Raw genomic sequence first — 24056 nt, forward strand, 5'->3', positions numbered from 1 at the left:
GACCGATGGCCTCAACACTCGTCCGGTGCGCGAGCTGCCACAACGACGTCGCGGCTTCGGCCGCCGCCTGCCCACGGTGCGGCTCGACCGAGTTCGAATCGCCCGGCGCCCCCGCCGTCAGCGCACCGCAGCAGCTGGCCACCTCACCGTTCGTCAAGCCGTGGATCCCGACCCGTACGTTCTGGATCGTCTGCCTGTCGATCGCTGCCGCGATCGTGCTGCTGGTCGCGGTCTCGGCGATCCTCCGGGCAACCATCTACTCGCCCCGAGCAGCGGTGCAGCGCTACTTCGACGCGCTGAGCGCCCATGATCAGGTTGCCGCCGCTGCTGCCCAAGAGGATTCGACAGCCGTCCGGGCCGCCGGGAAACTCTTGCAGAGCAAGGATTACCGAGCACCAGAAGATCTCCGGGTCGGCAAGGTGACATTGGAATCGGGTGATCACAATGGCGTCGCCGCGATCAACTACACCGTCGACGGCAAGCCGGTGAGCTCCAAGATCAGAGTCGTGAAGTCCTCCGAGCGTGCCTTCGCGACGTTTGATCAGTGGAAGGTCGCCGACGCGTTCGGGGCTCTCGACATCGCCGGTTCACCCACCATGCTGTTGATCAACGGCCAGCAGTTGGCGACCGACTCCCCTGTGCTCTACCCGGGCGGCTATCGGGTGACCACGGCGGACAATCCGCTGGTCACCGTCGAGCCGGTCACGGTGAACGTCCCGGTGAACGGTGCCGGCAGGGCCGCGATCAAGGCCACCCTCAAGGAGGGCGCTCAGGCCAAATTCGTACCGGTCGTGAAGACGTACGTCGACGGGTGCGTGGAGAAGCTGCGGTCCGACCCCAGCGGGGCGCCCGACGACTGCCCGTTCCTCAGTGGTGTGTACAGCGAGGACATCACCATCGACGCCTACCCGACCACCCAACTGGCCGTCACCGACGGCGCGATCACGGTGACCACCACGACGCCGGGCCAGCTGACGTCCGGCTCGGGTTGGGGCGAAGATACCCAGCTGCCGTTCGAGCTGTCCGGGTTCGCCACCACCGATGGTGGCGCGGCCATTCGGTTTGTCGCAGACCGCTGACCCGCCGCGGACCTGCAGGTCGGCCCATCGGACGGCGGGCCGGCGCTCGATGGTCAGCTGTTCAGATAGTCCAACTGTGCTCGGACCGACTGCTCCGCTGCCGGCCACACCGCCGGATCGACATCGGCGTAGACGATCCGGACCACCTCGGCGGCCGATCGGGCACCGTCGGCCAGCGCACGCCGGACCTGGTCCAGCCGCTGCTGCCGATGCTTCCGGTAGTAACGCAGTACGCTGCCGGGATCGCGGACCCGATCGCCGTGTCCCGGCAGGATCTCGACCACCTGATGATCATCCACCAGCTTGATCATCAACTCCAGCGATTCCAGGTAGGCGCCGAGATCACCATCCGGGTAGGTGATCACGGTCGTCCCTCGACCGAGCACCATGTCGCCGGTCAGCAACAGCGCCGGACCGGCGGGTGAGCGGACCAGGAACGACGCCGAATCCGAGGTGTGTCCCGGCGTCGCGATGGCGACGATCTCGAGATCGCCGACGACGGTGCGATGTCCGTCGCTCAGGACCTGGTCCCGACCGGTGGCGACCTCCGGGTCGACCGCCATCACCGGACAGCTCGCGAGCTCGGCCAGTCGTCGTGCACCGTCGGTGTGATCATGATGTCGGTGCGTGATCCAGATCGCCGAGATACGCAGACCGGAGGCCTCCAGCACCCGCCGTAGATGATCTTCGTCCAATGGGCCGGGATCGACCACCACCGGGGCCTGGTGTGCGACGTCGCCGAGCACCCAGGTGTTGGTGCCGTCCAGCGTCATCGGGCCCGGGTTGGGCGCCAGCACCCGTTGCACGCCGGGCGCGATCAGCTCATCGTTCACGGTTTCCTCTGCCCTCCCAGGACCACACCCATCCGCCGTCCGGTCTGTGGACCGGGCGCGGCATCACGATCTCGATCAATCGGTCGCTGCCGACCGCCAACGCCGATGCCAGCCGATCATGGTCGGCCAACTCGAGCAGCGTCGCACGGGTCGGCGGCATCAGGGTGATCTCGCCATCGTCGGCGGCCGCCAACAGACCGCGTACGGTCTGCCAGCCTGCCGCCGAGGTCTCGCCGGAGATGTCCCGGGCGGTCTGACCGGCTGGCATGGCCGCCAGATAGAACGCGGTGTCGTAACGCCGCGGCTCGATCTCCGGGGTGATCCACCGGGCCCACGGCTGCAGGTCCTCGGGGCGCAGCCGGACGCCGGTCTCCTCCTCGGTCTCCCGAACCGCACAGTGTCGCACCGCAAGGTCGTCCAGATCATGATCATCAACCGGCACTCCGTCGGCCGGATCGAGCCGGCCGCCGGGGAACACCACCATGCCGGGTGCGAACGGCATCCTGTTGTGTCGGTGCAGTGCATAGGTCTGCAACCCGTCGTCATGATCACGAAGCAACACCACCGTTGCTGCGAGCCCGGCGGGCGCCACCTCGGACCGTTCATCGGCCAGGCGGTCGACCACCGCCGGTGGCACCGCATCCGACAGCCGGCCGAGGACATCCCTCGACGAGGAGGCCATGATCAAGAAGTGACCTGCGCGATGATCTCGACCTCGACCGGCGCATCGAGCGGCAGCACCGAGACGCCGACCGCGCTGCGAGCGTGAACGCCGCCGTCACCGAACACCGCGGCGAACAGATCGCTGGCTCCGTTGGCGACCTTCGGTTGCGCGGTGAAGTCCGTCGCACTGGCGACGTAGACGACGACCTTGACGATCCGTTCGATCTTGTCGACTCCGCCGGCGACCTGGGCCACCGCAGCGATCGCATTCAGCCCGGCGATCCGCGCGGCATCCGTGGCAGCCTCGATCGTGACGTCGGCACCGACCTTGCCGGCTGTGCTGAGATCGCCCTGGACCAACGGCAACTGACCGGAGGTGTAGATCAGATCTCCGAGCCGGACCGCCGGTTGGTAGGAACCGATCGGCGCGGCCGTCTGGGGCAACTCCAGGCCCAGTTCGGTCAGCGCGGCCGATGCGGTCATGCCTGACCGCCGGTCCCCTGACCGTCGCTGATCGGACGCTTCAGATAGGCGACGAGATTCTCTGCATTCATCCCCGGAACGATCTGCACGAGTTCCCACCCGTCAGCGCCCCAGTTGTCCAGAATCTGCTTGGTGGCATGCACCAGCACCGGCACGGTCACGTACTCCCATTTCGTCATGGGCTCACCCTACTGATGACCTGTGCCTGTGGATAACCTCGCCAGTTCGCGGCCGGAAGTTCCTAGCGTTGACGGCAACGAAAGGAGCCGTTGTGGATCAAGCCTCATCGGGCCGTTGGACGAAGCCTGGTTTTGTGATCGCCGCGACCTTGGTCGCCGTCGTCGTTCTGCTCGGTGTCGTGGTTGTCGTCCGGTCCGCTGACGGCCGCGACGATGCCGCGAGCGCCGCGGCGGGCCGACCGCCGACAGCAACTTCCACACCCGACCCGACGGCGTCCGCCGTCGCCGATCCGAGCACCGACAACGGGCCCGCTACTCCGGCCCGGCAACGCATCGATTCCGGGGCCAGCGTCTGCGGCCTGCCCGACGCAGTCCGCGACCCAGCGGAGTTCGCCGCACCGAAGGCCGACTGGAAGTACGACGGTGTCGCCGCCTATCCGTCCGGACCCGACTACGGGCCCGGCCGGACCTCGCCGGCCGGCTTCCGCTACTGCTTCCAACACTCGCCTCGCGGCGCGCTGTTCTCGGCTGCCGGTTCGATGGCGTTCAACAACACCGGCAGGGAGGCGTCCCGGGCCTGGTCGCGCTACATGCAGGCCGAGGGTCGCTACCGGGACCGACAACTCGACGGCGAGTACGTCCCCGCCGACCCGTCGGTCCGCAGCGAGACCATCGGCTATCGGATGCTGTCCTACGACGGTGATCACGCCAAGATCGATCTTGCGGTGCGGGTGTCGACTCCGCAGCGATCGATGACGACGTCGGTGATGTTCGATCTGGTCTGGCAGCGCGGCGACTGGCGGTTCAGCAGCGACGTCCCCGAGTCGGTGCAGGCCACGCGTCTGGTCGATCTGTCCGGCTACACCTCCTGGGGCGACGCCTGATGTGTGATCCGAAGCCGATCTGCTACGCGACCGAAGCGAGCGCAGATGCCTTGGTGGACAAGATCACGTCATCGGTCGACGCCTTCATCGATTCGGTGACGCCGGCGCTGACCAGCTTGGGGACGCTGTGGGTCAAGGTGAAGACTCCGGATCTGACCGGTGGCGGAGAGGTCGCACCGCGGGGGCATGCCGCCGATGCCGAGAGTGTGCTGACCGTCCTCGGCTACGTGAGTTGGATCGGATTCGCCATCGCGATCATTGCGGTGATCATCCTCGGCGCCATGATCGCCACCCGGATGCGCGCCGGTGAGGGTGTTGCCGCGGTCGGCCGGATCGGCATCGTGCTCGGTGCGGTGATCATGATCTCCAGCGCATCCTCGTTGGTCGCTTTGGTCCTGCCGTCCGGACCGCAGGGCGTCGGCGGCGCCACCGGCTACATCCAGGCCTCGTTGTGGTGGTACATGGCCGCAGCCGCCATCGTGTCGGTGATCATCGGCGGCATCAGGATGGCCTGGGAGCAACGCCTGCAGCCAGGGATGGACACGTTGAAGAGCGTGATCACGCTGGTCGTGGTGTCCGGAGCCGGTGTGTCGATGGTCGGCATCCTGATCAAGGCCGCGGATTCGTTCTCCGCCTGGGTGATCGACGGGGCGTTGGACTGTTCGTTGACCGATGCCAACTGCTTCCCGGCCAGCGTCGCCAAGCTGCTGCACCTGAACAATCATTCCGATCCGGACGGGGTCGGCGGTGCGGTGTCATCGCTGCTGGTGATGGGCCTGATCGCGCTGTTGGCGTTGTTGTCGACGCTGATCCAGATCGTGTTGCTGATCGCTCGGTCCGGGATGTTGGTGATCTTGGCCGGCGTGCTGCCGATCGCTGCGTCGGCGACCAATACCGAGAACGGCAAGACCTGGTTTCGTAAATGCGTCTCCTGGTTGATCGGCTTCCTGCTCTACAAACCGGCCGCTGCGATCGTGTACGCGGCCGCATTCAAGCTGTTCGGCAACAGCGCCCAGACCACCGACGACCTGATCGCGATGCTGACCGGCGTCATGTTGATGGTGCTGGCGGTGTTCGCGCTGCCGGCCATCCTCCGCTTCGTCTCACCGATGGCCGCCGGAGCCGCCGGTGGAGCAGCCAGCGGTGCGGCCACCGTCGCCGCACTGTCCGCGTTGCCCAGCGGTGCGCGATCGGCCGGCGGCGGCTCCGCCGGCGGCGCCGTCGGCGGGGCGGTCGGTCGACTGGCGCAGCTGGGTTCGGGATCCGGTGCGTCCGGTGCCGGCTCCGGCGGATCGCAGCGGGCCGGCGGCGGCCGCGGGTCGGGTTCAGGCAGCTCAGGATCGGGCGGCCCTGGGATGACCGGCTCCTCCGGCAGCCAGGGCGTCGGCGGGGCCCAGGGCCTAGCCGGGGCGGCCGGCTCGCTCGGGAAGGCCGGTCGCGATGCCGCCGACACCGCGACGCGTGCGACGGCCGGAGCCGCCGGCGCCGGCAGCGGCTCGGCAGCCAAGGGCTCCGGCTCGGCGACAAGCTCTGCCGGTTCCGGCAGCGGCGGCATCAGCGGCGGTCCGACCGGCAATGACAAACCGCGTGGACGTCGTTACGCGTCGACCGGCAGCAGCCCCAGCGGTGCCGGTGGCGGCGGCGGTGGTGGCGGCGGGACGGGGGGCGGGAGCGGAGAAGGCGGCGGTCGCAGCCGCGCACTCGTCGCGGCCCAACTCGCCAGCGGCGCCGCCCAGGGGATCACCGACGACAGCACCGGCGGCGGCCAGGGTTGAGCCAGGGATCGGACCGGACCGCAGCGGGCTGATCCGAGGGACAGCGCGTGCGGCGCCCGTCTACCATCGAACATATGACGGATGACGCCCCCGCGGCAGGCACGCAACTTCCCGGCTCGATCGGCATCCTCGGCGGTACCGGTCCGCAGGGGCGCGGACTGGCTCGACGCTTCGCAGCGGCCGGCTACCAGGTGGTCATCGGATCCCGCGACGCCGAGCGGGCCGCGGCAGTCGCCGCGGACTACGCGGCGGTCGGATCGGTCACCGGAGCCGCCAACGCCGACGCGGCCGGCGCCGACCTGGTGGTGGTCGCCGTCCCCTACGACGGACACGCCGCACTGCTCACCGAGCTGGCGCCCAAACTGACCGGCAAGATCGTCGTCGACTGTGTCAACCGGATGGGCTTTGACAAACAGGGCCCGTACGCGATCGCAGTGCCGGCCGGATCGAGCGCCCAGGAGGCGGCGGAGATCCTCCCCGACTCGACCGTCATCGCCGCATTCCACCACGTCAGCTCGACGCTGCTGGACGATCCGGAGGTCGAGCAGATCGAGCTCGATGTCCTGGTCCTCGGCGAGGATCGCGCGGCCGTCGAGGTCGTCAACCGGCTGGCAACTGCGATCCCCGGTGCGCGCGGGATCTACGGCGGCCGGCTCCGCAACGCTGCCCAGGTCGAGGCGCTGACCGCCAATCTGATTGCGATCAACCGTCGCTACAAGGCCCACGCCGGGCTGCGGATCACCGACGTCTGAGCCGCGGAAAGTGATCATGGAGAGTCCGGCACGACCGGGTTGGTTGAAACCGCCGCCGCCGAACGGCCCGAAGCACACCCTGCACATCGTCAGCGGCAAGGGCGGGACGGGCAAGACGACGATCGCCGCGTCCCTGGCCTGTGCGCTGGCGACCGAGGGCCGTCGGGTGCTGGTCTGCGAGGTCGAGGGCCGGGAAGGTATCTCGCAGCTCTTCGACGCCGATCCACTGCGCGGAGCCGGCGAACGCCGGTTGGTCCGTACCCCGACGGGCGGCACCGTTCACGGACTGTCGATCGACCCCGAGAACGCGCTGATGGAATACCTGGAGACCTTCTACCACCTGGGGCTGGCCGGCAAGGCGCTGGACCGATTCGGTGTGGTGGACTTCGCCACCTCGATCGCGCCCGGTCTGCAGGACGTGTTGCTCACCGGCAAGGTGTACGAGGTCGCTCGGCGGTTGATCAAGGGCCTGCCCCAGCCGTACGACGCGGTGGTGCTGGACGCGCCGCCGACCGGCCGGATCGCAAAGTTCCTCAACGTCCCGGAAGCGGTCGCCGATCTGGCCAAGATGGGCCCGATCCGCAGCCAGGCCGACTCGATCACCGCCCTGCTGCGTTCGGAGCACACGGTGGTGCACCTGGTCACTCTGCTGGAGGACATGCCGATCACCGAGACCTGTGAGGCGGTCACCGATCTCGGGCCGACCAAGATCGAACTCGGCGCCGTGATCGCCAACATGGCTACCCCGAACACGCTGGACCATGATCAACTCGTCCGAGCCGTCCAGGGCGAGCTGCCGATCATGGTCCCCGGACTGTCGGAGGTGGACAACAAAGCTTTGGCAGCAGAGTTCGCGGTCGACGCGCAGCGGATGCTCGACGAGGATCAACGCCGCTCGCGGCTGGACGAACTGAGGCTGCCGATCGTGGAGATCGATCAGGACCCGCTCGGCATCGATACCGCCGCCCTGTTCGGCATCGCGGCCCGACTCCGTGATCAACTCTCCGGGGAGGTTCGAGCATGATCGACAACGCGGCGCTCGACCTGTCCGCAGTGATCGCCGACCGGAACACCAAGATCATCATCTGTTGCGGTTCCGGCGGGGTCGGCAAGACCACCACCTCGGCGGCACTGGCGCTGCGGGCGGCCGAGGCAGGCCGCAGGACCGTGGTGCTGACGATCGACCCGGCCCGCCGGCTGGCACAGTCGCTCGGCGTCGGACGGTTGGACAACACGCCACGTCCGGTGGCCGGCATCGACACCGGCGCCGGCGGCTCGTTGGACGCGATGATGCTGGACATGAAGCGCACCTTCGACGACGTCGTCGCGATGCATGCGACGCCGGAGAAGGCCGACGCGATCTTCGCCAACCCCTTCTACCAGGCGCTGTCCACCTCGTTCTCCGGCACCCAGGAATACATGGCGATGGAGAAGCTCGGCCAGCTGTCGGCCCAGGCCGAGAGCGACGGCCGCTGGGATCTGATCATCGTCGACACCCCACCGTCCCGCTCCGCGCTGGACTTCCTGGACGCCCCCGAACACATCAGCAGCCTGCTGGACGGCAAGTTCCTGCGGCTGCTGCTGACGCCGGCCAAGGGCCCGTTCCGGTTGATGAGTGTCGGCTTCAACTTCGCCTACACCGCGATGGAGAAGGTGCTCGGCGCGCAGATCATCACCGACGTGAAGACCTTCGCGGCGGCGTTCGAGACGTTGTTCGGTGGTTTTCGGGCGCGCTCGACCGAGACGCTACGGCTGCTCAGCTCGGACCGGACGACCTTCGTCGTCGTCGCCACCCCCGAGCCGGACGCGCTGCGCGAGGCGAGCTTCTTCGTCGACCGGCTGACCGAGTCGCGACTGCCGCTGTCCGGTCTGGTGGTCAATCGGACGCACTCCAGCGAACTGGAGATCTCCGCCGACCGCGCGCTGGCACTCGCCGAGGATCTGGCCGCCGATCAGGGCAGCGATTCCCACGCCGCCGAGGTGGCCGCGTTGCGCCGTCATGCCGACCGGATGCGGATGATCGATCGTGAACACCGGCTGCTGAACCGATTCACGTCATCGCGCCCCGACGTCGCGATGACCAGGGTCCCGGCGCTGCCGTCCGATGTCACCGATCTCGCAACACTGCGACGGCTCGGCGAATCGTTCTGACCCGGCGAATCGATTTAACCCGGTGAATCGTTCCGAATTCGGCTCAACCGGGGCGGGCGACGCCCGACGATGCCAGCGGCATCCTCGGGCGTCCCGTCGATTCGATCAGCGCTTGATCCCTGATTCTCGCTTCATCCCTGATTCCTGGCCGCCCCTCTGATCGACCAACAACGTGCGCCAACTGCGGACGTCGGTGTGCCGCCGCAGCAGCTGCCGCCGTTCCCGTTCGGTCATTCCGCCCCAGACTCCCCATTCGATCCTGTTGTCGAGCGCCTCGGCGAGGCACTCGGAACGGACCGGACAGCCGGCGCAGACCCCCCGAGCACGCTTCTGTTCCGAGGCTTCCGGAAAGAGAGCGTCCTCCAGACCCCGACACTTCGCGTTCAGGGTCCAGTCCTCTTGATACAACGCGGTCATGCGTAAACCCCCAGTTTCTTCCCGTCCGTACACCCCCAGGCCCAACTCCTGAAGATGCATTCCCATCGGATCGGTGTAGGCATAGTACGAACGAAGGCGTGCGCTGACTAGGGCTAAAGGGCCGAGACTTTTTCGCAACCTTCGCCACCGACACGACGATTCGGTGTCGCCCTCAACCTCACGTAGCCTGTAGCACATGCCTTTCAGCCCCAAACGTGCGGGGAGTGTAGCCTACTCAGCCGCGATGTTCCTCGTTGTGAGCATGGTTGCCGGACTGTTGGTCGCCGGTCTCGCGGTGCCCGTCGCAGCGATGGCCGGAGTCGGTGGACGCGCCGCGCAGAAGACCGTGGAAGACCTGCCGCAGGCATTGGAGACCCCACCGCAGCCGGTCAAGTCCAAGGTCACGATGGCCAACGGCAAGGTGCTGGCCTACTTCTACGACCAGGACCGCACCTACGTGAAGCTGAAGGACATCGCGCCGGTGATGCGCAAGGCGCAGCTGGCCATCGAGGACCACCGCTTCTACGAGCACGGGGCACTCGACGTGCAGGGCACACTGCGGGCGCTGCTGTCCAACACCGCTTCGGGTGACGTGACCGGCGGTGGTTCGTCGATCACCCAGCAGTACGTGAAGATGGTCCGGATCCAGCAGGCCGAGCTGGCAGGCAACGAGAAGGGCATCCAGGACGCCCAGACCGCCTCCGGCGCCGCCGGTTACGCCCGGAAGATCCAGGAGCTGAAGTACGCGATCGGGCTGGAGAAGAAGCTCTCCAAGGATCAGATCCTGGAGCGCTACCTGAACATCGCCTACTACGGCGACGGCGCCTACGGTGTCGAGGCGGCAGCCCGGCATTACTTCAGCAAGTCGGCCGACGAGCTCGATCTGCCGGAGGCAGCGATGCTGGCCGGTCTGGTGCAGAGCCCGGACAACGATCCGGTCCGCCACGAGGAGCAGGCGATCAACCGCCGCAACTTCGTGCTCAGCCGGATGAGCGAGGTCGGTTCGATCACCAGCAAGCAGCTCGCCGAGGCCAAGAAGGCCACCTTCGACGAGAGCGAGGTCAAGCGGACCCCGAACGGCTGCCTGTCGGCCCAGTACCCGTTCCTCTGCGACTACGTCTACAAGAGCCTGCTGAAACTGCCGTCGCTGGGTAAGACGCCGCAGGCCCGGGAAAATGCCATCAAGCGCGGCGGTCTGGACATCGAGACCGCCATCGATCCCAAGACCCAGGATGCGGCGCAGAAGGCGGTCACCAAGTACGTCGACCCCAAGGAACCGATCATCTCCACCATGTCGATGATCCAACCGGGCACCGGTCTGATCGTCGGGATGGCGCAGAATCGCTACAAGATGGGCGACAACGCCAAGAAAGGCGAGACCTACTACGACTATCCGGCCACCTCGGATCTCGGCGGTAGCTCCGGTGGCTTCCAGTCGGGCTCGACCTTCAAGGCGATCACCATTGCGGCCGCTCTGGAGGAAGGTGTTTCGCCTTCCAAGACCTACAACGCCCAACCCCGCATGCAATTCGGCAACGGAAAGGTCTGGAAGGGCTGCGACGGCGCATTCCCGCTCGGCGGTTCGTACAACGCGAAGAACTCCACCGGTGTCAACGGCGTGATGGATATGCGCCGGGCAGCCAAGGGTTCGGTGAACACCTACTTCCTGCAACTGGAACGCACGATCGGCATCTGCAAGGTCGCCAAGATGGCCGACCGGCTCGGCGTGAAGATGGCCAACGGACAGGATCTGGTCAAGACCTACGGCGCCATTCCGTCACTGACCCTCGGTGTCGTCGACCTGGCCCCGCTCAGCCTGGCCGAGGCCTACGCCACCTTCGCCGCCCGTGGCATCCACTGCGATCCGATCATCATCGACAAGATCACCAATGCCGACGGCAAGAAGATCGACCCGCCGAGCGGCAACTGCAAGCGGGTCATCTCCAAGGACGTCGCCGATGGCGTCAACTCGATCCTGCAGGGCGTGATGGAGGGCAACGGCACCGGCGTCCCGGCGCGGATCCCGGACGGTCGTCCGCAGGCAGGCAAGACCGGTACCACCAACGACAACCAGGCGGTCTGGTTTGCGGGTTACACCCCGGACCTGGCCGGTGTGGCGTCCATTGCCGAGGACGTCACGATGAAGCCGTTCCTCAAGGACAAGAAGCACGACCGCCGACCCGGTGGCCTCGAGGGTTACTACATGAAGCACAGCGACCGGACACTTCAGGGCTCCGGTGGCGGCGACGCCGGGTCCGGCATCTGGTCACCGGCGATGACCAAGGCCCTGAAGGGGGTCGAACCGAGCAAGTTCGGAAACTACAAGAACAGCGACACCGCCGGGTCGAAGAATGTCGCGGTGCCCGATGTCAGCGGCATGGGGTTGACGAAGGGCCAGGAGAAGTTGGAGGAAGCGGGCTTCAGCGTCGTCAACACCACCCGCTACAGCGACTACGCCCAAGGCAGCTTCATCGGCTTCTCCCAGTACGGCGGCGAGTTGCCCAAGTTCAGCACGATCTACGCCGTCTTCTCCGCCGGTCCGGCGCCGAAGCCGAAGGTGACGAAGAAGCAGAAGTCCGGCGGTTCCGACTCCTCGGACAACGACACGAGCAAGAAGAAAAAGAAGAAGTCCGACGACGGTGACGGCGGCAAGAAAAAGAAGTCCGACGACGGCGGCAAGAAGAAAAAGAAGAAGAACAACTGACCGATCCGGCCGGGCCCGAGCCCGGCACGGCGGACCATGCAAACAGCCGCACCGGAGAGATCCGGTGCGGCTGTTTCGTTGTCACCCGTTCGTTGTCCCCTGCAGTGTCACCCGCGGACGGCGGCGTTCAGGAACTCAGTTGGCGTTTGACCTCGTCGGCCACGGCCTTGCCGTCCGCGCGGCCCTTGGTCTGTGCGGTGACCACGCCCATCACCTTGCCCATTCCCCGCATGCCGAGCTCGGCAGCACCGGTCTTGTCGATCGCCTCGGCGACGATGCTGCTGATCTCCTCTGTGGACAACGCCGCCGGGAGATACTCGGCCAGCACCGCACCCTCCGCGTCCTCCTTGTCTGCCAGCTCCGCGCGATCTGCTCCGCGGAAGGCCTCGGCGGATTCGCGCCGCTTCTTCGCCTCGGTGATCACCACGTCACGGACCTGATCGTCGGTGAGTTCGGTCGCCTCGGAACCCGAGGTCTCCGCCCGGCTTACCGCCGTCAGCACGCTCCGGATGGTGTTGGCTCGCAGCTGGTCCCTGGCCTTCAGGGCGGTCGTCAGATCGCCCCGCAGCCGGGTCAGCAGATCGGTGTCAGACATGCCGCCATCTTTCCATGTTCGGCGACCGTCCTGAGCCTGTCGAAGGACCGCGAGCCAGTGGCCCGAGATCACACCCTCCGACAAGCTCAGGGCCCGTCGGATGCAGTGCCGGGCGCGAACCGGCAGACGGGTCCGCCGAGCACGGTCGGGTAGCCTGCAGGCATGCCAGATCGACCCGCCCGCCGTGTCCTCGGACGGATCGCCGCCGGAGTCGGTACGGTCGCCGGCATCGGCGTCGGATGTGTCGCCTACGCGAGCCTGTACGAGGTGCGGGCGTTCACTCTCCGCCGGGTCGAGATCCCGGTGCTGCCGGCCGGTGCCGCCCCGATCCGGGTGCTGCACATCTCCGATCTGCACCTGACGCCGTACCAGCAGGCCAAACAACGCTGGCTGGCCCGGCTGGCCGGTCTCGAACCCGACCTGGTGATCAACACCGGCGACAATCTCGGCCATCCGGATGCGGTGCCCTATGTGACCACCGCCCTGGGACGGCTGCTGGAGACGCCCGGCGTCTTCGTCTGGGGCTCCAACGATTACTTCGGCCCCAAGCCGAAGAATCCACTGCGCTACCTGAAGAAGCGCCAGCACACACCACGACCGGCCGGCACCCAACTGCCCTGGGACCGGCTGCAGAAGGTGTTCGCCGAGTCCGGCTGGGTCGAGCTGACCGAGGCCCGGACCCGGCTGAACATCGGCGGCACCGAGATCGAGTTCCGCGGCACCAACGACGCCCACCTGGAGTTGGACCGCTACGACAGGATCGCCGGCCCTGCCGATCCGGGCGCTGCGGTGTCGATCGGCGTCACCCACGCTCCCTACCGGCGGCTGCTGGATGCGATGACCGCCGACGGGATGGACCTGATCGTCGCCGGCCACACCCACGGTGGTCAGGTCTGCGTCCCGGGCTACGGCGCGCTGGTCTCCAACTGCGATCTCGACCCCTTCAAGGCCAAGGGGCTGTCCACCCACGAGGCGGGCCGCCGACGCGCCTACCTGCACGTCTCTGCCGGGGTCGGGACCTCGCCGTACGCACCGATCCGGTTCGCCTGCCGGCCCGAGGCCACCCTGATGACCCTCGTCGCTCGACGGCCCTGACGACCCTCATCCGAACCGATTCGTCCTGCCCGCCGTCTTTGGGCTAAACTCTCCGAGGCTCTGTTGATCAGAGCCACCGGGGTGTGGCGCAGCTTGGTAGCGCGCTTCGTTCGGGACGAAGAAGTCGCAGGTTCAAATCCTGTCACCCCGACCCACACAGACGGCCCTGACCAGCAATGGTCAGGGCCCGTTCTGTTCGTACCCATTCGAAGCTCGGCGGCGGCCGACCGGCATCGGACCGGCGCGAGAACCGGGCGAGTGTCCACAAATCGCCGCCCATCATCGATCTCCACCACCGAAAACCGGCCGAGTGTCCAAAGATCCCCTCCTGACCGTGGACCTGGCTGCCGACCTCGCCGTCGATCTGGGTGTCGGGCCGGATGTCGATCGGTCGTGCCGGTGTCGACGGCGCCGGAGCGGGTGCGAGGATTGGCGACCATGGCCCTGGATCTGACCTGCTACCCCGTCGACTCCGAGGAACGGCCGACGGTGCTCGTGCTGCCCGGCGGCGGGTATGCGCATCTGGCTGCCCATGAGGGCGAACCGGTCGCGCTGTGGTTGAACACTCTGGGTCTGCACGCCGCCGTGTTGCGGTACACCGTCGGCGAGGCGGTGCATCCGGCGGCGCTGCACGACGGCCGCGAGGCGCTCCACCTGCTGCGGACCGGGCGCACCGAGTTGGCGGTCGAGCACGACCATCTCGGCGTGCTCGGCTTTTCTGCCGGTGGGCATCTGGCCGGCATGCTGGCCACCGACACCGACGATGTGATGGGTACCGATCCGCGCAGCTTCGCCGGTCGACCCGACGCGGCCATCCTCTGCTACCCGGTGACCGATCTGCGCGAATCGCTGGCGGGTCGGATCCCCAACCTGCACATCGGCACGACCCGCAACCTGCTGCACGAACCGAGCGCCGAACTGCTCGCCGACCTCTCCCCCAGCACCCGGGTCACCGAGGACGTGCCGCCGCTCTACATCTGGACCACCAGCGACGACGAGGGCGTCCCCGCCCTGCATTCGCTGGAGCTGATGACTGCGCTCGCAGTCGCCGGAGTCCCTTTCGAGGGCCACGTCTTCCGGCACGGTCGACACGGCCTCGGCCTTGCCGACGAGGAGGAACCGGCAGTCGCGCAGTGGAAGGACCTCTGCGCGACCTGGCTCGACGAGCTGGGCTGGCTGTAGCTTCAGCATCTTTGGGTGATCCTCGGTTCGACGTCACACCGGCAATCACCCAGAAGCAGACCGGCGGTCCCGGCAGCGCAGGCAGCTGGTCACCATGCCCTGCCATCCTCGACCGATCAGTAGTTCGCCCACCTGCCATGCGACACCACACGGATCGGTGAACAGGTCGTGCCGGCCGTAACGCAACGTGACCGCACCATCGAGCAGAGCAGCATTGTCCCGTCGCATGTCACGGAAACTGTTCGCCCCGGCATGGGTGCTGACCCCGTCCAACTCGGCGATCACACCGTAGTCCTCGTATCGCACGTCCTGGAATGATCGCCCGACCCGGTTGCGCGTCGATCGCTGCCGGGTCCCGCGAGGGAGCCCATGCGGGCGCTCGACGTCATTGAGGTAGGTCAGCTCAAGACGGCTTTGGGCGCCGGCGCCCACATCGTCGAGCAACGACTCCAGCAATCGGCGACGCGGCACCTTCCGACGTCCGGCGAGCACGCGCCGCAGCCGCGCCGTCGTCGTCAGCCGCTTCTGCACAGCATCGGCGATCCAGTCCGCCGGCGTCCGCAGGTCCGAGCCGGGAAAATCCGGATCGCACAGGTCGAGGATGGTGTCTTCCACCCTGCTGCGCGGCGGGCTGCCGAGGGACATCGGTCGTCGGACCTCGGTGCGCTCCCGACGAAACATCCAGGGCGGCATGTTCTCTCGCTGGATGGTGTGAGGGACCAGTACCAACAGCTCGTCAGGTGGTTCGGTGAGTCTCTCCTGGTACGCCGCGGCGAGTCCGCCGAGACGGGCCTGGTCGCCGCCGATCAGCACGCCGGCCCAGGCATTTGCTGTCCAATCGGGTTTCAGCGGGCTGGTCAGGTAGACGCCGCGCGCGAGCCGCTGCCAGTGCCCGTCACGGACCAACCGCCGCAGGCTCGGCGCACCAAAACCGTGCCCGATCGCCTGCTCCCTGGTCAGCACGCCGGCCTGCAGCTTTGCCAATCGACGCAGCTCCTCACTCGGCTCTACTCGTGCCCGCCTCCACTGATCGTCGCCGACCCACACCCAGCTCGGGCCACCAGCAGGCACATCTGTGGATAAGCCCGCAGGGATTGGGTGATCCTCGGTCCGATGTCGAACCGTGGATCACCCAACCCGTGCCCGGATCAGGGAGCCAGGCGATGCAGGTCGCGGGGGAAGAGAGTCGTCAGTCGGACGTTGTCAGCGCCGATCAGCCGAGCGACGAATCGTTCCAGCCCGATCGCGAAGCCGCCGTGCGGCGGCATCCCGTGCGCGAACGCGGACAGATACCCGGCGTACGGCTCGACCGGCTCGCCGTTGTCGGCCAGCGCTCGCAGATAGTCCTGGTGACGGTGCAGACGCTGGCCACCGGTGATCAACTCCAACCCCCGGAACAGCAGGTCGAAGCTGTTGGAATACTCCGCCCGGCCGACCTCGGGATGGGTGTAGAAGGGGCGCTTGGCCATCGGATAGCCGGTGACGAAGACGAAGTCGCTGCCGTGCTCCCGCAGCGCCCATTCACCGAGGGCACGTTCGTCGACCGGAGCCAGGTCGACGTCATCCTTGCCGAGCATCCGCATTGCCTCGGCGAAATGGATCCGCGGGATCTCCGCCGGCAGCTCGGGTAGCTCGGCCTGCAGCAACTCGAGCTCCGCGGTCCGCTCCCGGACGGCTGACAGCATGCCGGCCAGCACCGACTCGACCATGATCATCACGTCAGAGTGGTCCTCGATGAAACCGAACTCGGCGTCCAGACTGGTGTACTGCGCCAGGTGCCGCGCGGTGTCATGCGGCTCGGCTCGAAAGACCGGACCGGTCTCGTAGACCCGTTCGAAGACGCCGACCATGATCTGCTTGTAGAACTGCGGCGACTGCGCGAGGTAGGCCCGCCGACCGAACCAGTCCAGGCTGAAGACGCCGGCTCCGGACTCGGTCGCGGATTCCACGACCTTGGGGGTATGGATCTCGGTGAATCCCTGTCTGTCAAGGGAATCGCGGAAGCCGGCCACAGCTGCGGCGGCCAGCGCGTGACCGGCCCGCAGCCGTTGATGCCGCAGAGTCACCGGGGCTTGATCCAAGATCACCGGCAGCCCGGCCGGCACCGTCGGGCGATACAGGTCGAACGGCGGCGGCTGCTCGGCCTCGCCGAGTTGCACGATCTCCGGGTCGGTGATTTCCACCCCGCCCGGGGCCTGGGTGTTTGCGGTCACGATCCCTCGGACCTGCAGCACCGACTCCTCTGCGAACGTGATGGCCGGGTCTGTGACAACGACCTGGGCGAGACCGCTGCGGTCCCGGATGATCATGAAACTGATCGATTTGAGTTGCCGGTGCCGATGCAGCCAGCCGGCGATCTGAACCGATTCCCCGACGTGGTCCGGCAGCTGGGCTGCCAGCACGCGAGGTTGTGGTAGGTGGATCATCATGCCCTCCTCAGGGACATCTGGTGATCCCTTGGGAGTGCGGGCGATAAGGGTGACTCGCTGTGCCACCGCACTTTCGCCACCCGTCCGGGACGGATGGCCTCTTGCAGCAGTGATCACCGGATGCCGGCCGGGCGGGGCATTTCCTCCCCGCCGCTCAGGAGTGTCTTCGCCCAGGGTGTGAGGCCACCTTCGCAGCAACCGGTGACTCTCTCGGCTCACGGGTCCTGGACTACTCGTCTCCGTCAACGCGCTGCGCTCAGCCTAAGCCACCGTCGATCGATCCGGACAATGATTTGTCGGTTCGCTTCGTCGCTGTGCGGCCGTCGGTCCCGCAGTCCAGCGCAGCTGCGTTACCGTGATCCTCCGCACTACGGCTCTGCGCCCGTCAAGGGGCAGCCTGCACCGAGGAGGAGCAACATGACGACGAGGACAGCCCTGGTCACCGGCGCCTCCCGCGGCATCGGCGCCGCCACCGCCGTGCAGTTGGCCCGCCGAGGTGTCGATCTGGTGATCAACTACCGGGACAAGCAGGCCCGCGCCGAGGCGGTCGCCGAACAGGTCCGCGGCCTGGGTCGCCGGGCCCTCACGGCCCGTGCGGATCTGACCGACGCCGACGCCGTCGGGTCCATGATCGAGAGCACCGTCTCGGCGTACGGTCGGCTGGATCTGTTGATCTTGAACGCCAGCGGCGGCCTGGAACGGGATGTTGCCGAGGACTACGCACGACGACTCAACCGGGATGCGCAGGTCCGGCTCGCCGAGTTGGCAGCGGATCGGATGACCGACGGCGGACGGATCGTCTTCGTCACCAGCCATGAGGCGCACTTCTACTCCGACGGGTCCACCCTGCCCGTGTACGCCCCGGTTGCGGCCAGCAAACAGGCCGGCGAGCGAGCGCTGCTGGACCGCGAGGCGGCTTTTGCCGCCCGTGGCGTCTCGCTGGTCGTGGTCAGCGGCGACCTGATCGACGGCACCATCACCGCCAAGCTGCTGGACCGGGCCCGGCCCGGCCTGATCGAGGAACGCCGCGACCGGGCCGGCTACCTGCCGAGCATCGAGGACTTCGCCGACGCGGTCGCCGGTGCCGCCCTGGCGACCGATCCGGACAAGATCATCTTCGTCGGCACGGTCGACCAGGGAACGCCCGCTGGCTGAAGAACGTCCGCATCTAGTGGTGTGTTGCTGAAATAGGTTGACGTTTGGCGGTGTCCAGGTGCGTGCAGTGCAAGGCGGCGTCGCGAAGGCATACCGGGCGTATGTCGAGCGATCGCCAACGCAGCGATGTGCGTGCCTGGGCGCCGCGAAACGTCAACAAATTTCAGCAACGCGCCACTAGATCCCAGCATGGAGGCTGAAGAAGTCAGCGATCAGCGCGGTCGCGTCCAGCCCCGGGAAGGCATCGGGCTCGGCACTGCCGGGCCAGCTGTGACCGCCACCCGCGATCCGATACAGGGTCACATTGCTCCGCGAATCCGTACCGGCGTAGGCGATCCGGGTGACCCGGTCGGCCTCCGCGGTCTGCACGCCGGGTCGATGACAATCGTTGGCGGTGACCCACCCGTCGACAGCGGCCGGCACCGAGGCCTGCCAGCGCGGACCTGCGCCGCCCTGCCACGGATTGGTGTCATCGGCGTCGCCGTGGATCGCGAGCACCGGGACCGGCTCTCGCCGGTGGCCCGCCGGCACCACCCGGTCGGCCGCTGCCCCTTGATCGACACCGTCTGCTCGCAGGCCGGCGACCGCGGCAAGCGCGGCGACCCGGTCGGGCCGAGCAGCAGCGTACGCACTCGCCATCCGGGCGCCGCCGGACATCCCGACCAGCGCTGCCCGCCGCCCGGTCCCGAACCGCTCGGCTGCTGTGTCGACCACGTCGGTGAGGAACGCGACATCGTCTCGATCCCGCTCCGTCGGCCGGAGTCCTGTGGTGGTCGGCACGTCCGGCACATTCCACAGCCAGAGCCGATCGACATTCGGCAACTCGGCCTCGATCACTCCTTCCGGCCGAGCGATCACCCACCCGCGACGGTCGGCCCATGCATCGAGCCGTGAGCACTCGGCCTGACTGGCCGCATTGCCGTGACTACTGTGCAGGTCGAGCACCAGCAGCGGATGCCGCCCGACACCAGCAGGCACGAAGACCGGCACATCGAACGGCACGCCGCGATGTTCGACGGTCAGTTCGAGGTCGGGGCCGCTACCGCCCTCGGCGGTGACGGGCTGGGTTCCGAGCGACATGCACGAAACCATAACCCCGCATCAACCTCGCGGAGAGCACTCGTCACCTGCCGAACGCTCGGCAGACCCATCGCGGCGCGGCGCCACCAGTGCCCTACGACAAGCTCAGGGACCACCAGATCAGGGAGCCTCGTTGTCCGCCGTGCTCTGACCGGACCGGGGTCGGAAGGAGCGGAGCCGCAGCGAATTGGTGACGACGAAGACGCTGGACAGTGACATCGCGGCGCCGGCGATCAGCGGGTTGAGCAGGCCGGCGGCGGCCAGCGGGATGGCGGCGATGTTGTAGGCGAAGGCCCAGACCAGGTTGCCCTGGATGGTGCGCAACGTCTTGCGGGCCAGTCCGATCGCGTCGGCGATCACGCCGAGGTGGCGGCGTACCAAGATCACGTCGGCGGACTTGAGGGCGATGTCGGTGCCGTTCAACACGGCCAGTCCGAGATCCGCAGTGGCCAGCGCGGTGGCGTCGTTGATGCCGTCGCCGACCATGGCGACCCGGTGCCCCTCGGCCTGCAGCTGTTCGATGATCGCGGACTTTCCCGTCGGCAGCACACCGGCGATCACGCGGTCGACACCGAGTTCGGCACCGACCGCCTCGGCTGCGCGTTCGTTGTCACCGGTCAGCAGCACGGTGCTGAGCCGCAGATCCCGCAGCGCGGCGACGGCGTCGACCGCCGAGGGCTTGATCCGGTCTGACAGCACCAACGTTCCGATGACGGAACGGTCGACAGCGAGCAGTACGGCGGTCTTCCCCGCGGTCTCAGCACGATCGACCGCCGCCCGGATCGGCGCGGGGACCGCGATGCCTCGCTCGGCGAAGAGCGCCGAGCTGCCGATCAGCACGTCCTGATCGTCAACGGTCCCGCGGGCGCCGAGCCCGGCCATGGCCTCGAAGTCAGCGATCTCCGGCAACTCGTCGACGCCCGCGGCGATGGCTCGTCCGACCGGGTGTTCGGAATGTGTTTCGACGGCGGCGGCGAGTCGGCGGACGGGGCCGGCCTGCGGTCCTTCGACGAGCTCAGGCCCCTGGAGGGCCAGAACGGACTCGACGGTCATCTCGCCGCTGGTCAGGGTGCCGGTCTTGTCCAGCACGACGGTGTCGATGGAGCCGCTGGCCTCCAGCGCCTCCGGGCCCTTGATCACGATTCCGAGCTGGCCGGCGCGGCCGACGCCGACCATCAGCGCGGTCGGTGTGGCCAGTCCCATCGCACACGGACAGGCGATGATCAACACCGACACTGCGGCGCTGAAGCCGCCCCGGAGTCCGCCGCCGAAGACCAGCCAACCGACGAAGGTCAGCACGGCGATCCCGAGCACGATCGGTACGAAGACCGACACCACCTTGTCGACCAGCCGCTGCACCCGGGCCTTGCGAGCCTGTGCCTGTTCGGCCAGCTGCGCCATCTGGGCCAGCTGGGTCTTGCCGCCGACCGCGACGGCGCGCACCAGCAGTCGCCCGCTGAGCGCGATGGTGCCGCCGAGCACCCGTGCACCGGTGCCGATCTCGGCCGGTACCGGCTCACCGGTCATCGCCGAGGTGTCGACCGCGGAACTGCCGCTGATCACCTCGCCGTCGGCAGCGATCGTCTCGCCCGGTCGCACCGAGAACTGCTGTCCTGGTTGGAGTTTGTCGATCGGGATGACGTACTCGCCGCCGTCGGTGACCACCCGTACGGTGCTGGCTGCGAGCTCGTTCAGCGCACCGAGCACGTCGGCGGCCGAACGCCGGGCCCGCGCCTCGAAGTAGCGGCCGCCGAGCAGGAAGGTCGTCACCGCCGCGGCGACCTCCAGGTAGATCGAATCGGCTCCGGCAGGTGTCGCACCCCAGAACAGCCAGTAGCCGGGTTCGTCGTCCAGTCCGAGCGCGATCGAGACCACAGACCATACGAAGGCGGCGGTGACGCCGATCGACACCAGGGTGTCCATGCTGAACGAGCCGTGTCGGATGTTGCGCAGCGTCGCCCGGTGGAACGGCCAGGCACACCAGAACACCACCGGGATCGCCAGCGCCACGCAGACCCATTGCCAGTAAGGGAATCGTAGCGACGGCACCAGGGCCAACACGATCGCCAGGTTGCCCAACGGCAACGTCAGCAGTGCGGCGACCAGCAGCCGGATCAACAGCATCCGCGCCCGGTCCGGCCGGCTGGTCGCGTACGGATCCTCTCCGCGGGCCACCGGGGTCGCGGAGTAGCCGGCCTTCTTGACCGCCTGCACCAGATCCGAGGTAGCCGACTCGGGCAGACCGGTCACGACCGCACGATCGGTTGCATAGTTGACGATCGCGGTGGCGCCGTCGAACTTGTTCAGCTTCTTCTCGATCCGCGCGGCACAGGCAGCACAGGTCATCCCGTCGATGTCGAGCTCGACCCGGGTCGGCTGCCCCACGTCGGTCTCCGACGTGATCTCCGGAGTACTGGTCATGACGCGCCCCCGCCCGATGCCCGATCATGATCAACTCGGGTCCGTTCCTGGTCCTGTTGCGCTCGATCGCGGGCCGCCAGCGCCGCCAGCATCTCGTTGTACGCCGCCAACGAGTCGTCGTGGCCGCTGTCGGCCGCCCGATCCTTGCGGCGGGCTTCCCGCTGATCCTGGGCGAACCACTGCGCCACCAGGGCGATGATCACGATGAACAGCGGGATCTCACCGGTCGCCCAGGTCACCTGGCCACCGGCCCGCTGCTGGGCGGCCAGGTCGGTCAGCCAGGGCAGGTCGAGCGATACGTAGAAGTTCTCCCCGATGATCGCTCCGCCGGACAGCACCGCAACGGCGAAGAAGGCGTGGAACGGCATCGCGGCGAAGATGTAGCCCAGCTTGGCGATGTGCGGCAACGACCGCGGCGGCCGGTCGACGCCGATCACCAGCCAGTAGAACAGGTAGCCGATGATCAGGAAGTGCACGGCCATCAACTGGTGGGCCCAGTGGTAGCGCATCGCGATCCCGAACAGCGGCGAGAAGTACAGCACGTACAGCGATCCGACGAAGAAGACCCAGACCAGGATCGGGTGCAACAGGAACTGCACCAGCCGCCAGTTCAGCACCGTGCTGACGACATCGTGCAGCCCGACCGCCGCACCGGCACCATGGCGCTGTGTGGTGCGCAGCACCAGCGTCAACGGACCGCCCAGCACCAGCAGCGCCGGGGCACCCATGTTGAGGGTCATGTGCACGACCATGTGCCAGCTGAAGGTCGCCGAGGAATAGGTCCACATCCGGGACCCGATCAGGATCACCACCAGCAGCCAGCCGACGATCCAGCAGATCGTCCGGCTGATCGGCCACCGGTCACCGTTGCGGTGCAGCCGCAGCACACCCCACAGATACAGCCCGATCATCGTTGCCGAGGTGATCAGCAGCAACAGATTGGGCCGACCGGGCAGCAGCGCCTCGGTGACCCGTGGCGGATCCGGCAGGTTGTAGCCGAGGTAGTTCTCGGTCGGTGTCTGACGGACCAGGAACCGCGGCGGCACCAACCGCAGCAGCGCGGTCTGCACACCGAGGAAGACCACCACCAGGGACAGGTCGACGGCATTGCCGATCAGCAGCCGTCCGTCGACGGCCGCCGACGAACCCGAGACCCGGCGCCAGCGCAGCACCAGCCGGACAGCCAGCAGCACCAAGATGATCATGGACGCGATCAGTCCGATGCCGTATCCCCAGTCCAGCAACGACTGTCCGGCCATCTCGAAGGCACCGATCCCCAGCCGGGCGATGATCGCGACACCGACCGCGACCGCCCCGATCCGCAGCGTACGGCGCTGCGCCGCCGCGGCCCCGATCGACCGCGCCGTCGCCGGCGTCGCCCAGACGGCTCCGAACCAGAGGGTGACGGCGAGGGTGAAGAAGATCGCACCGTCGGTGGCCAGATCGTGTCCGGCGCCGACCGAGACCTGCGCGGTGACGACGGTCGGCAGCGAGGCCAACACCGCCAGCACGACCATCCCGATCGTCCACCGCCAGGTCGTGCTCAGCCAGCAGCCGAGAGCGACTGCCAGGGCGACAGCCGCGGTCAGCAGCCAGGCCTGCGAGGTCTGGGTCGAGGCGAGGAAGTCGCCGAGGCTGCCGGCCAGGTAGCCGAGCGGAACGCCGTTGGTGTCGGCCGCGTTCACCGGGATCAGGACGATCGCACTGATCGCCCAGAGCAGCGCCCACCGGCGGGCCTGGCCGAGGACGGCGTACTCCCGATCGGTGAGTTTCCAGGCCTGGCCGCGCGCCGGACGCCGATAGCCCCAGGCGGCCGCCAGCAGCGAGCCGACCGTCCCGAGGGCGGCCAACGCGGCCAGCAGTTCCAACGGGCCGGCGATGAAGCCGGTCAGCGGGCTGTTCTCGATCCGGCCCGGCAACGGCGGCTGCCCGACCTGCCAGACCTGCGCGGCGACGACTGCGACCACTGCGAGCAGCACGGCGGTCGCAATCAGCACGACGCCGGCGGTGCTGGTCGGCAGCACGCGTTGGGACGTACTCGGGGTCACCGGGCCGGGCGGCGGCCCGCTCGTCCGCTCCCCCGTCGTCTCCCGTACCTGACCCTCGTCGCCGTTCATATCAGCTCCATTCTCGCTCGCTCGGCGACCCGACTCGAATCCGGCCACAAGGCCGACCACAG

Annotated in this window: 21 protein-coding genes and 1 tRNA gene; 11 read left to right on the top strand and 11 right to left on the bottom strand. The window is 67.6% G+C overall.

The annotated features are described in order from the left end of the window. The first annotated feature begins 5 nt into the window (after nt 1-5). Nucleotides 6-1079 (top strand): hypothetical protein, encoded by a 1074-nt coding sequence (locus tag BLU38_RS11045; protein WP_091524407.1) that lies wholly within the window; start codon nt 6-8, stop codon nt 1077-1079. 53 nt (nt 1080-1132) lie between these two features. On the opposite strand, the gene BLU38_RS11050 is transcribed toward BLU38_RS11045, so the two are convergent. From BLU38_RS11050 to BLU38_RS11065, 4 genes are read right to left on the bottom strand one after another with little or no spacing between them, the layout of a single operon-like run. Beyond that, the gene (locus tag BLU38_RS11050; RefSeq protein ID WP_231920290.1) at nt 1133-1912 is read right to left on the bottom strand and encodes an MBL fold metallo-hydrolase; all 780 of its coding nucleotides are present in this window, start codon (nt 1910-1912) and stop codon (nt 1133-1135) included. After that, a complete protein-coding gene (locus tag BLU38_RS11055; protein WP_091524410.1) occupies nt 1902-2594 on the bottom strand; it encodes an NUDIX hydrolase in 693 nt (230 codons plus the stop codon). Before BLU38_RS11055 ends, BLU38_RS11050 begins: the two co-directional genes overlap by 11 nt. Before the next feature lie 2 nt (nt 2595-2596). After that, nucleotides 2597-3058, bottom strand: a complete 462-nt coding sequence (locus BLU38_RS11060; RefSeq protein ID WP_091524414.1) for a RidA family protein — start codon at nt 3056-3058, stop codon at nt 2597-2599. Beyond that, a complete protein-coding gene (locus BLU38_RS11065; protein ID WP_091524417.1) occupies nt 3055-3237 on the bottom strand; it encodes a DUF4177 domain-containing protein in 183 nt (60 codons plus the stop codon). The genes BLU38_RS11060 and BLU38_RS11065 overlap by 4 nt, the downstream gene beginning before the upstream one ends. Nucleotides 3238-3371: 134 nt before the next feature. On the opposite strand from BLU38_RS11065, the gene BLU38_RS11070 reads away from it, so the two are divergent. The 5 genes from BLU38_RS11070 (at nt 3372) to BLU38_RS11090 (ending at nt 8799) form a co-directional block, all read left to right on the top strand. After that, nucleotides 3372-4121, top strand: coding sequence for a hypothetical protein (locus BLU38_RS11070; protein WP_091524421.1), 750 nt, complete (start codon nt 3372-3374; stop codon nt 4119-4121). Continuing rightward, nucleotides 4121-5896, top strand: coding sequence for a hypothetical protein (locus BLU38_RS11075; protein ID WP_091524425.1), 1776 nt, complete (start codon nt 4121-4123; stop codon nt 5894-5896). Before BLU38_RS11070 ends, BLU38_RS11075 begins: the two co-directional genes overlap by 1 nt. 74 nt (nt 5897-5970) lie before the next feature. Further along, nucleotides 5971-6648, top strand: coding sequence for an NADPH-dependent F420 reductase (gene npdG / locus BLU38_RS11080; RefSeq protein WP_091524429.1), 678 nt, complete (start codon nt 5971-5973; stop codon nt 6646-6648). A 16-nt stretch (nt 6649-6664) separates the two neighbouring features. Continuing rightward, on the top strand, nt 6665-7672 hold the full coding sequence (locus BLU38_RS11085) for an ArsA family ATPase (RefSeq protein WP_091524433.1): 1008 nt from the start codon (nt 6665-6667) through the stop codon (nt 7670-7672). Continuing rightward, entirely contained in the window at nt 7669-8799 is a 1131-nt protein-coding gene (locus BLU38_RS11090) for an ArsA family ATPase (RefSeq protein ID WP_091524436.1), read from the top strand. The genes BLU38_RS11085 and BLU38_RS11090 overlap by 4 nt, the downstream gene beginning before the upstream one ends. 105 nt (nt 8800-8904) lie before the next feature. On the opposite strand, the gene BLU38_RS11095 is transcribed toward BLU38_RS11090, so the two are convergent. Beyond that, nucleotides 8905-9216: a WhiB family transcriptional regulator gene (locus tag BLU38_RS11095; protein ID WP_091532270.1), complete on the bottom strand. Its 312-nt coding sequence runs from the start codon at nt 9214-9216 to the stop codon at nt 8905-8907. A gap of 244 nt (nt 9217-9460) precedes the next feature. On the opposite strand from BLU38_RS11095, the gene BLU38_RS11100 reads away from it, so the two are divergent. Next, nucleotides 9461-11920, top strand: coding sequence for a transglycosylase domain-containing protein (locus BLU38_RS11100; RefSeq protein ID WP_172836117.1), 2460 nt, complete (start codon nt 9461-9463; stop codon nt 11918-11920). A gap of 127 nt (nt 11921-12047) precedes the next feature. Here the strand turns inward: BLU38_RS11100 and BLU38_RS11105 are convergent, their stop codons facing one another. Beyond that, entirely contained in the window at nt 12048-12515 is a 468-nt protein-coding gene (locus BLU38_RS11105) for a GatB/YqeY domain-containing protein (RefSeq protein WP_091524445.1), read from the bottom strand. A gap of 162 nt (nt 12516-12677) precedes the next feature. On the opposite strand from BLU38_RS11105, the gene BLU38_RS11110 reads away from it, so the two are divergent. The 3 genes from BLU38_RS11110 to BLU38_RS11120 all read left to right on the top strand — a co-directional run bounded on the left by BLU38_RS11110 (nt 12678) and on the right by BLU38_RS11120 (nt 14792). Beyond that, on the top strand, nt 12678-13610 hold the full coding sequence (locus tag BLU38_RS11110; RefSeq protein WP_091524449.1) for a metallophosphoesterase: 933 nt from the start codon (nt 12678-12680) through the stop codon (nt 13608-13610). A gap of 77 nt (nt 13611-13687) precedes the next feature. Next, nucleotides 13688-13761, top strand: a tRNA-Pro gene (locus BLU38_RS11115). Between the two features lie 287 nt (nt 13762-14048). Further along, entirely contained in the window at nt 14049-14792 is a 744-nt protein-coding gene (locus tag BLU38_RS11120) for an alpha/beta hydrolase (RefSeq protein WP_157683380.1), read from the top strand. A gap of 45 nt (nt 14793-14837) precedes the next feature. Here the strand turns inward: BLU38_RS11120 and BLU38_RS11125 are convergent, their stop codons facing one another. Together BLU38_RS11125 and aspS are read right to left on the bottom strand one after the other, a co-directional pair. Continuing rightward, a complete protein-coding gene (locus BLU38_RS11125) occupies nt 14838-15863 on the bottom strand; it encodes a type IV toxin-antitoxin system AbiEi family antitoxin domain-containing protein (protein WP_331715074.1) in 1026 nt (341 codons plus the stop codon). Nucleotides 15864-15940: 77 nt separating this feature from the next. Beyond that, a complete protein-coding gene (gene aspS / locus BLU38_RS11130) occupies nt 15941-17221 on the bottom strand; it encodes an aspartate--tRNA(Asn) ligase (protein ID WP_231920291.1) in 1281 nt (426 codons plus the stop codon). A 417-nt stretch (nt 17222-17638) separates the two neighbouring features. On the opposite strand from aspS, the gene BLU38_RS11135 reads away from it, so the two are divergent. Beyond that, a complete protein-coding gene (locus BLU38_RS11135) occupies nt 17639-18376 on the top strand; it encodes an SDR family oxidoreductase (RefSeq protein WP_197680077.1) in 738 nt (245 codons plus the stop codon). Between the two features lie 177 nt (nt 18377-18553). Here the strand turns inward: BLU38_RS11135 and BLU38_RS11140 are convergent, their stop codons facing one another. From BLU38_RS11140 to BLU38_RS11150, 3 genes are all read right to left on the bottom strand, one after another. Continuing rightward, on the bottom strand, nt 18554-19456 hold the full coding sequence (locus BLU38_RS11140; RefSeq protein WP_157683382.1) for an alpha/beta hydrolase family esterase: 903 nt from the start codon (nt 19454-19456) through the stop codon (nt 18554-18556). A gap of 120 nt (nt 19457-19576) precedes the next feature. Continuing rightward, nucleotides 19577-21877, bottom strand: a complete 2301-nt coding sequence (locus tag BLU38_RS11145; RefSeq protein ID WP_091524468.1) for a heavy metal translocating P-type ATPase — start codon at nt 21875-21877, stop codon at nt 19577-19579. Beyond that, a complete protein-coding gene (locus tag BLU38_RS11150) occupies nt 21874-23994 on the bottom strand; it encodes a cytochrome c oxidase assembly protein (RefSeq protein ID WP_157683383.1) in 2121 nt (706 codons plus the stop codon). Before BLU38_RS11150 ends, BLU38_RS11145 begins: the two co-directional genes overlap by 4 nt. Between the last annotated feature and the right edge of the window lie 62 nt (nt 23995-24056).

This window comes from Microlunatus soli, assembly GCF_900105385.1.
In the GTDB taxonomy this organism is placed as follows: Bacteria; Actinomycetota; Actinomycetes; order Propionibacteriales; family Propionibacteriaceae; genus Microlunatus; species Microlunatus soli.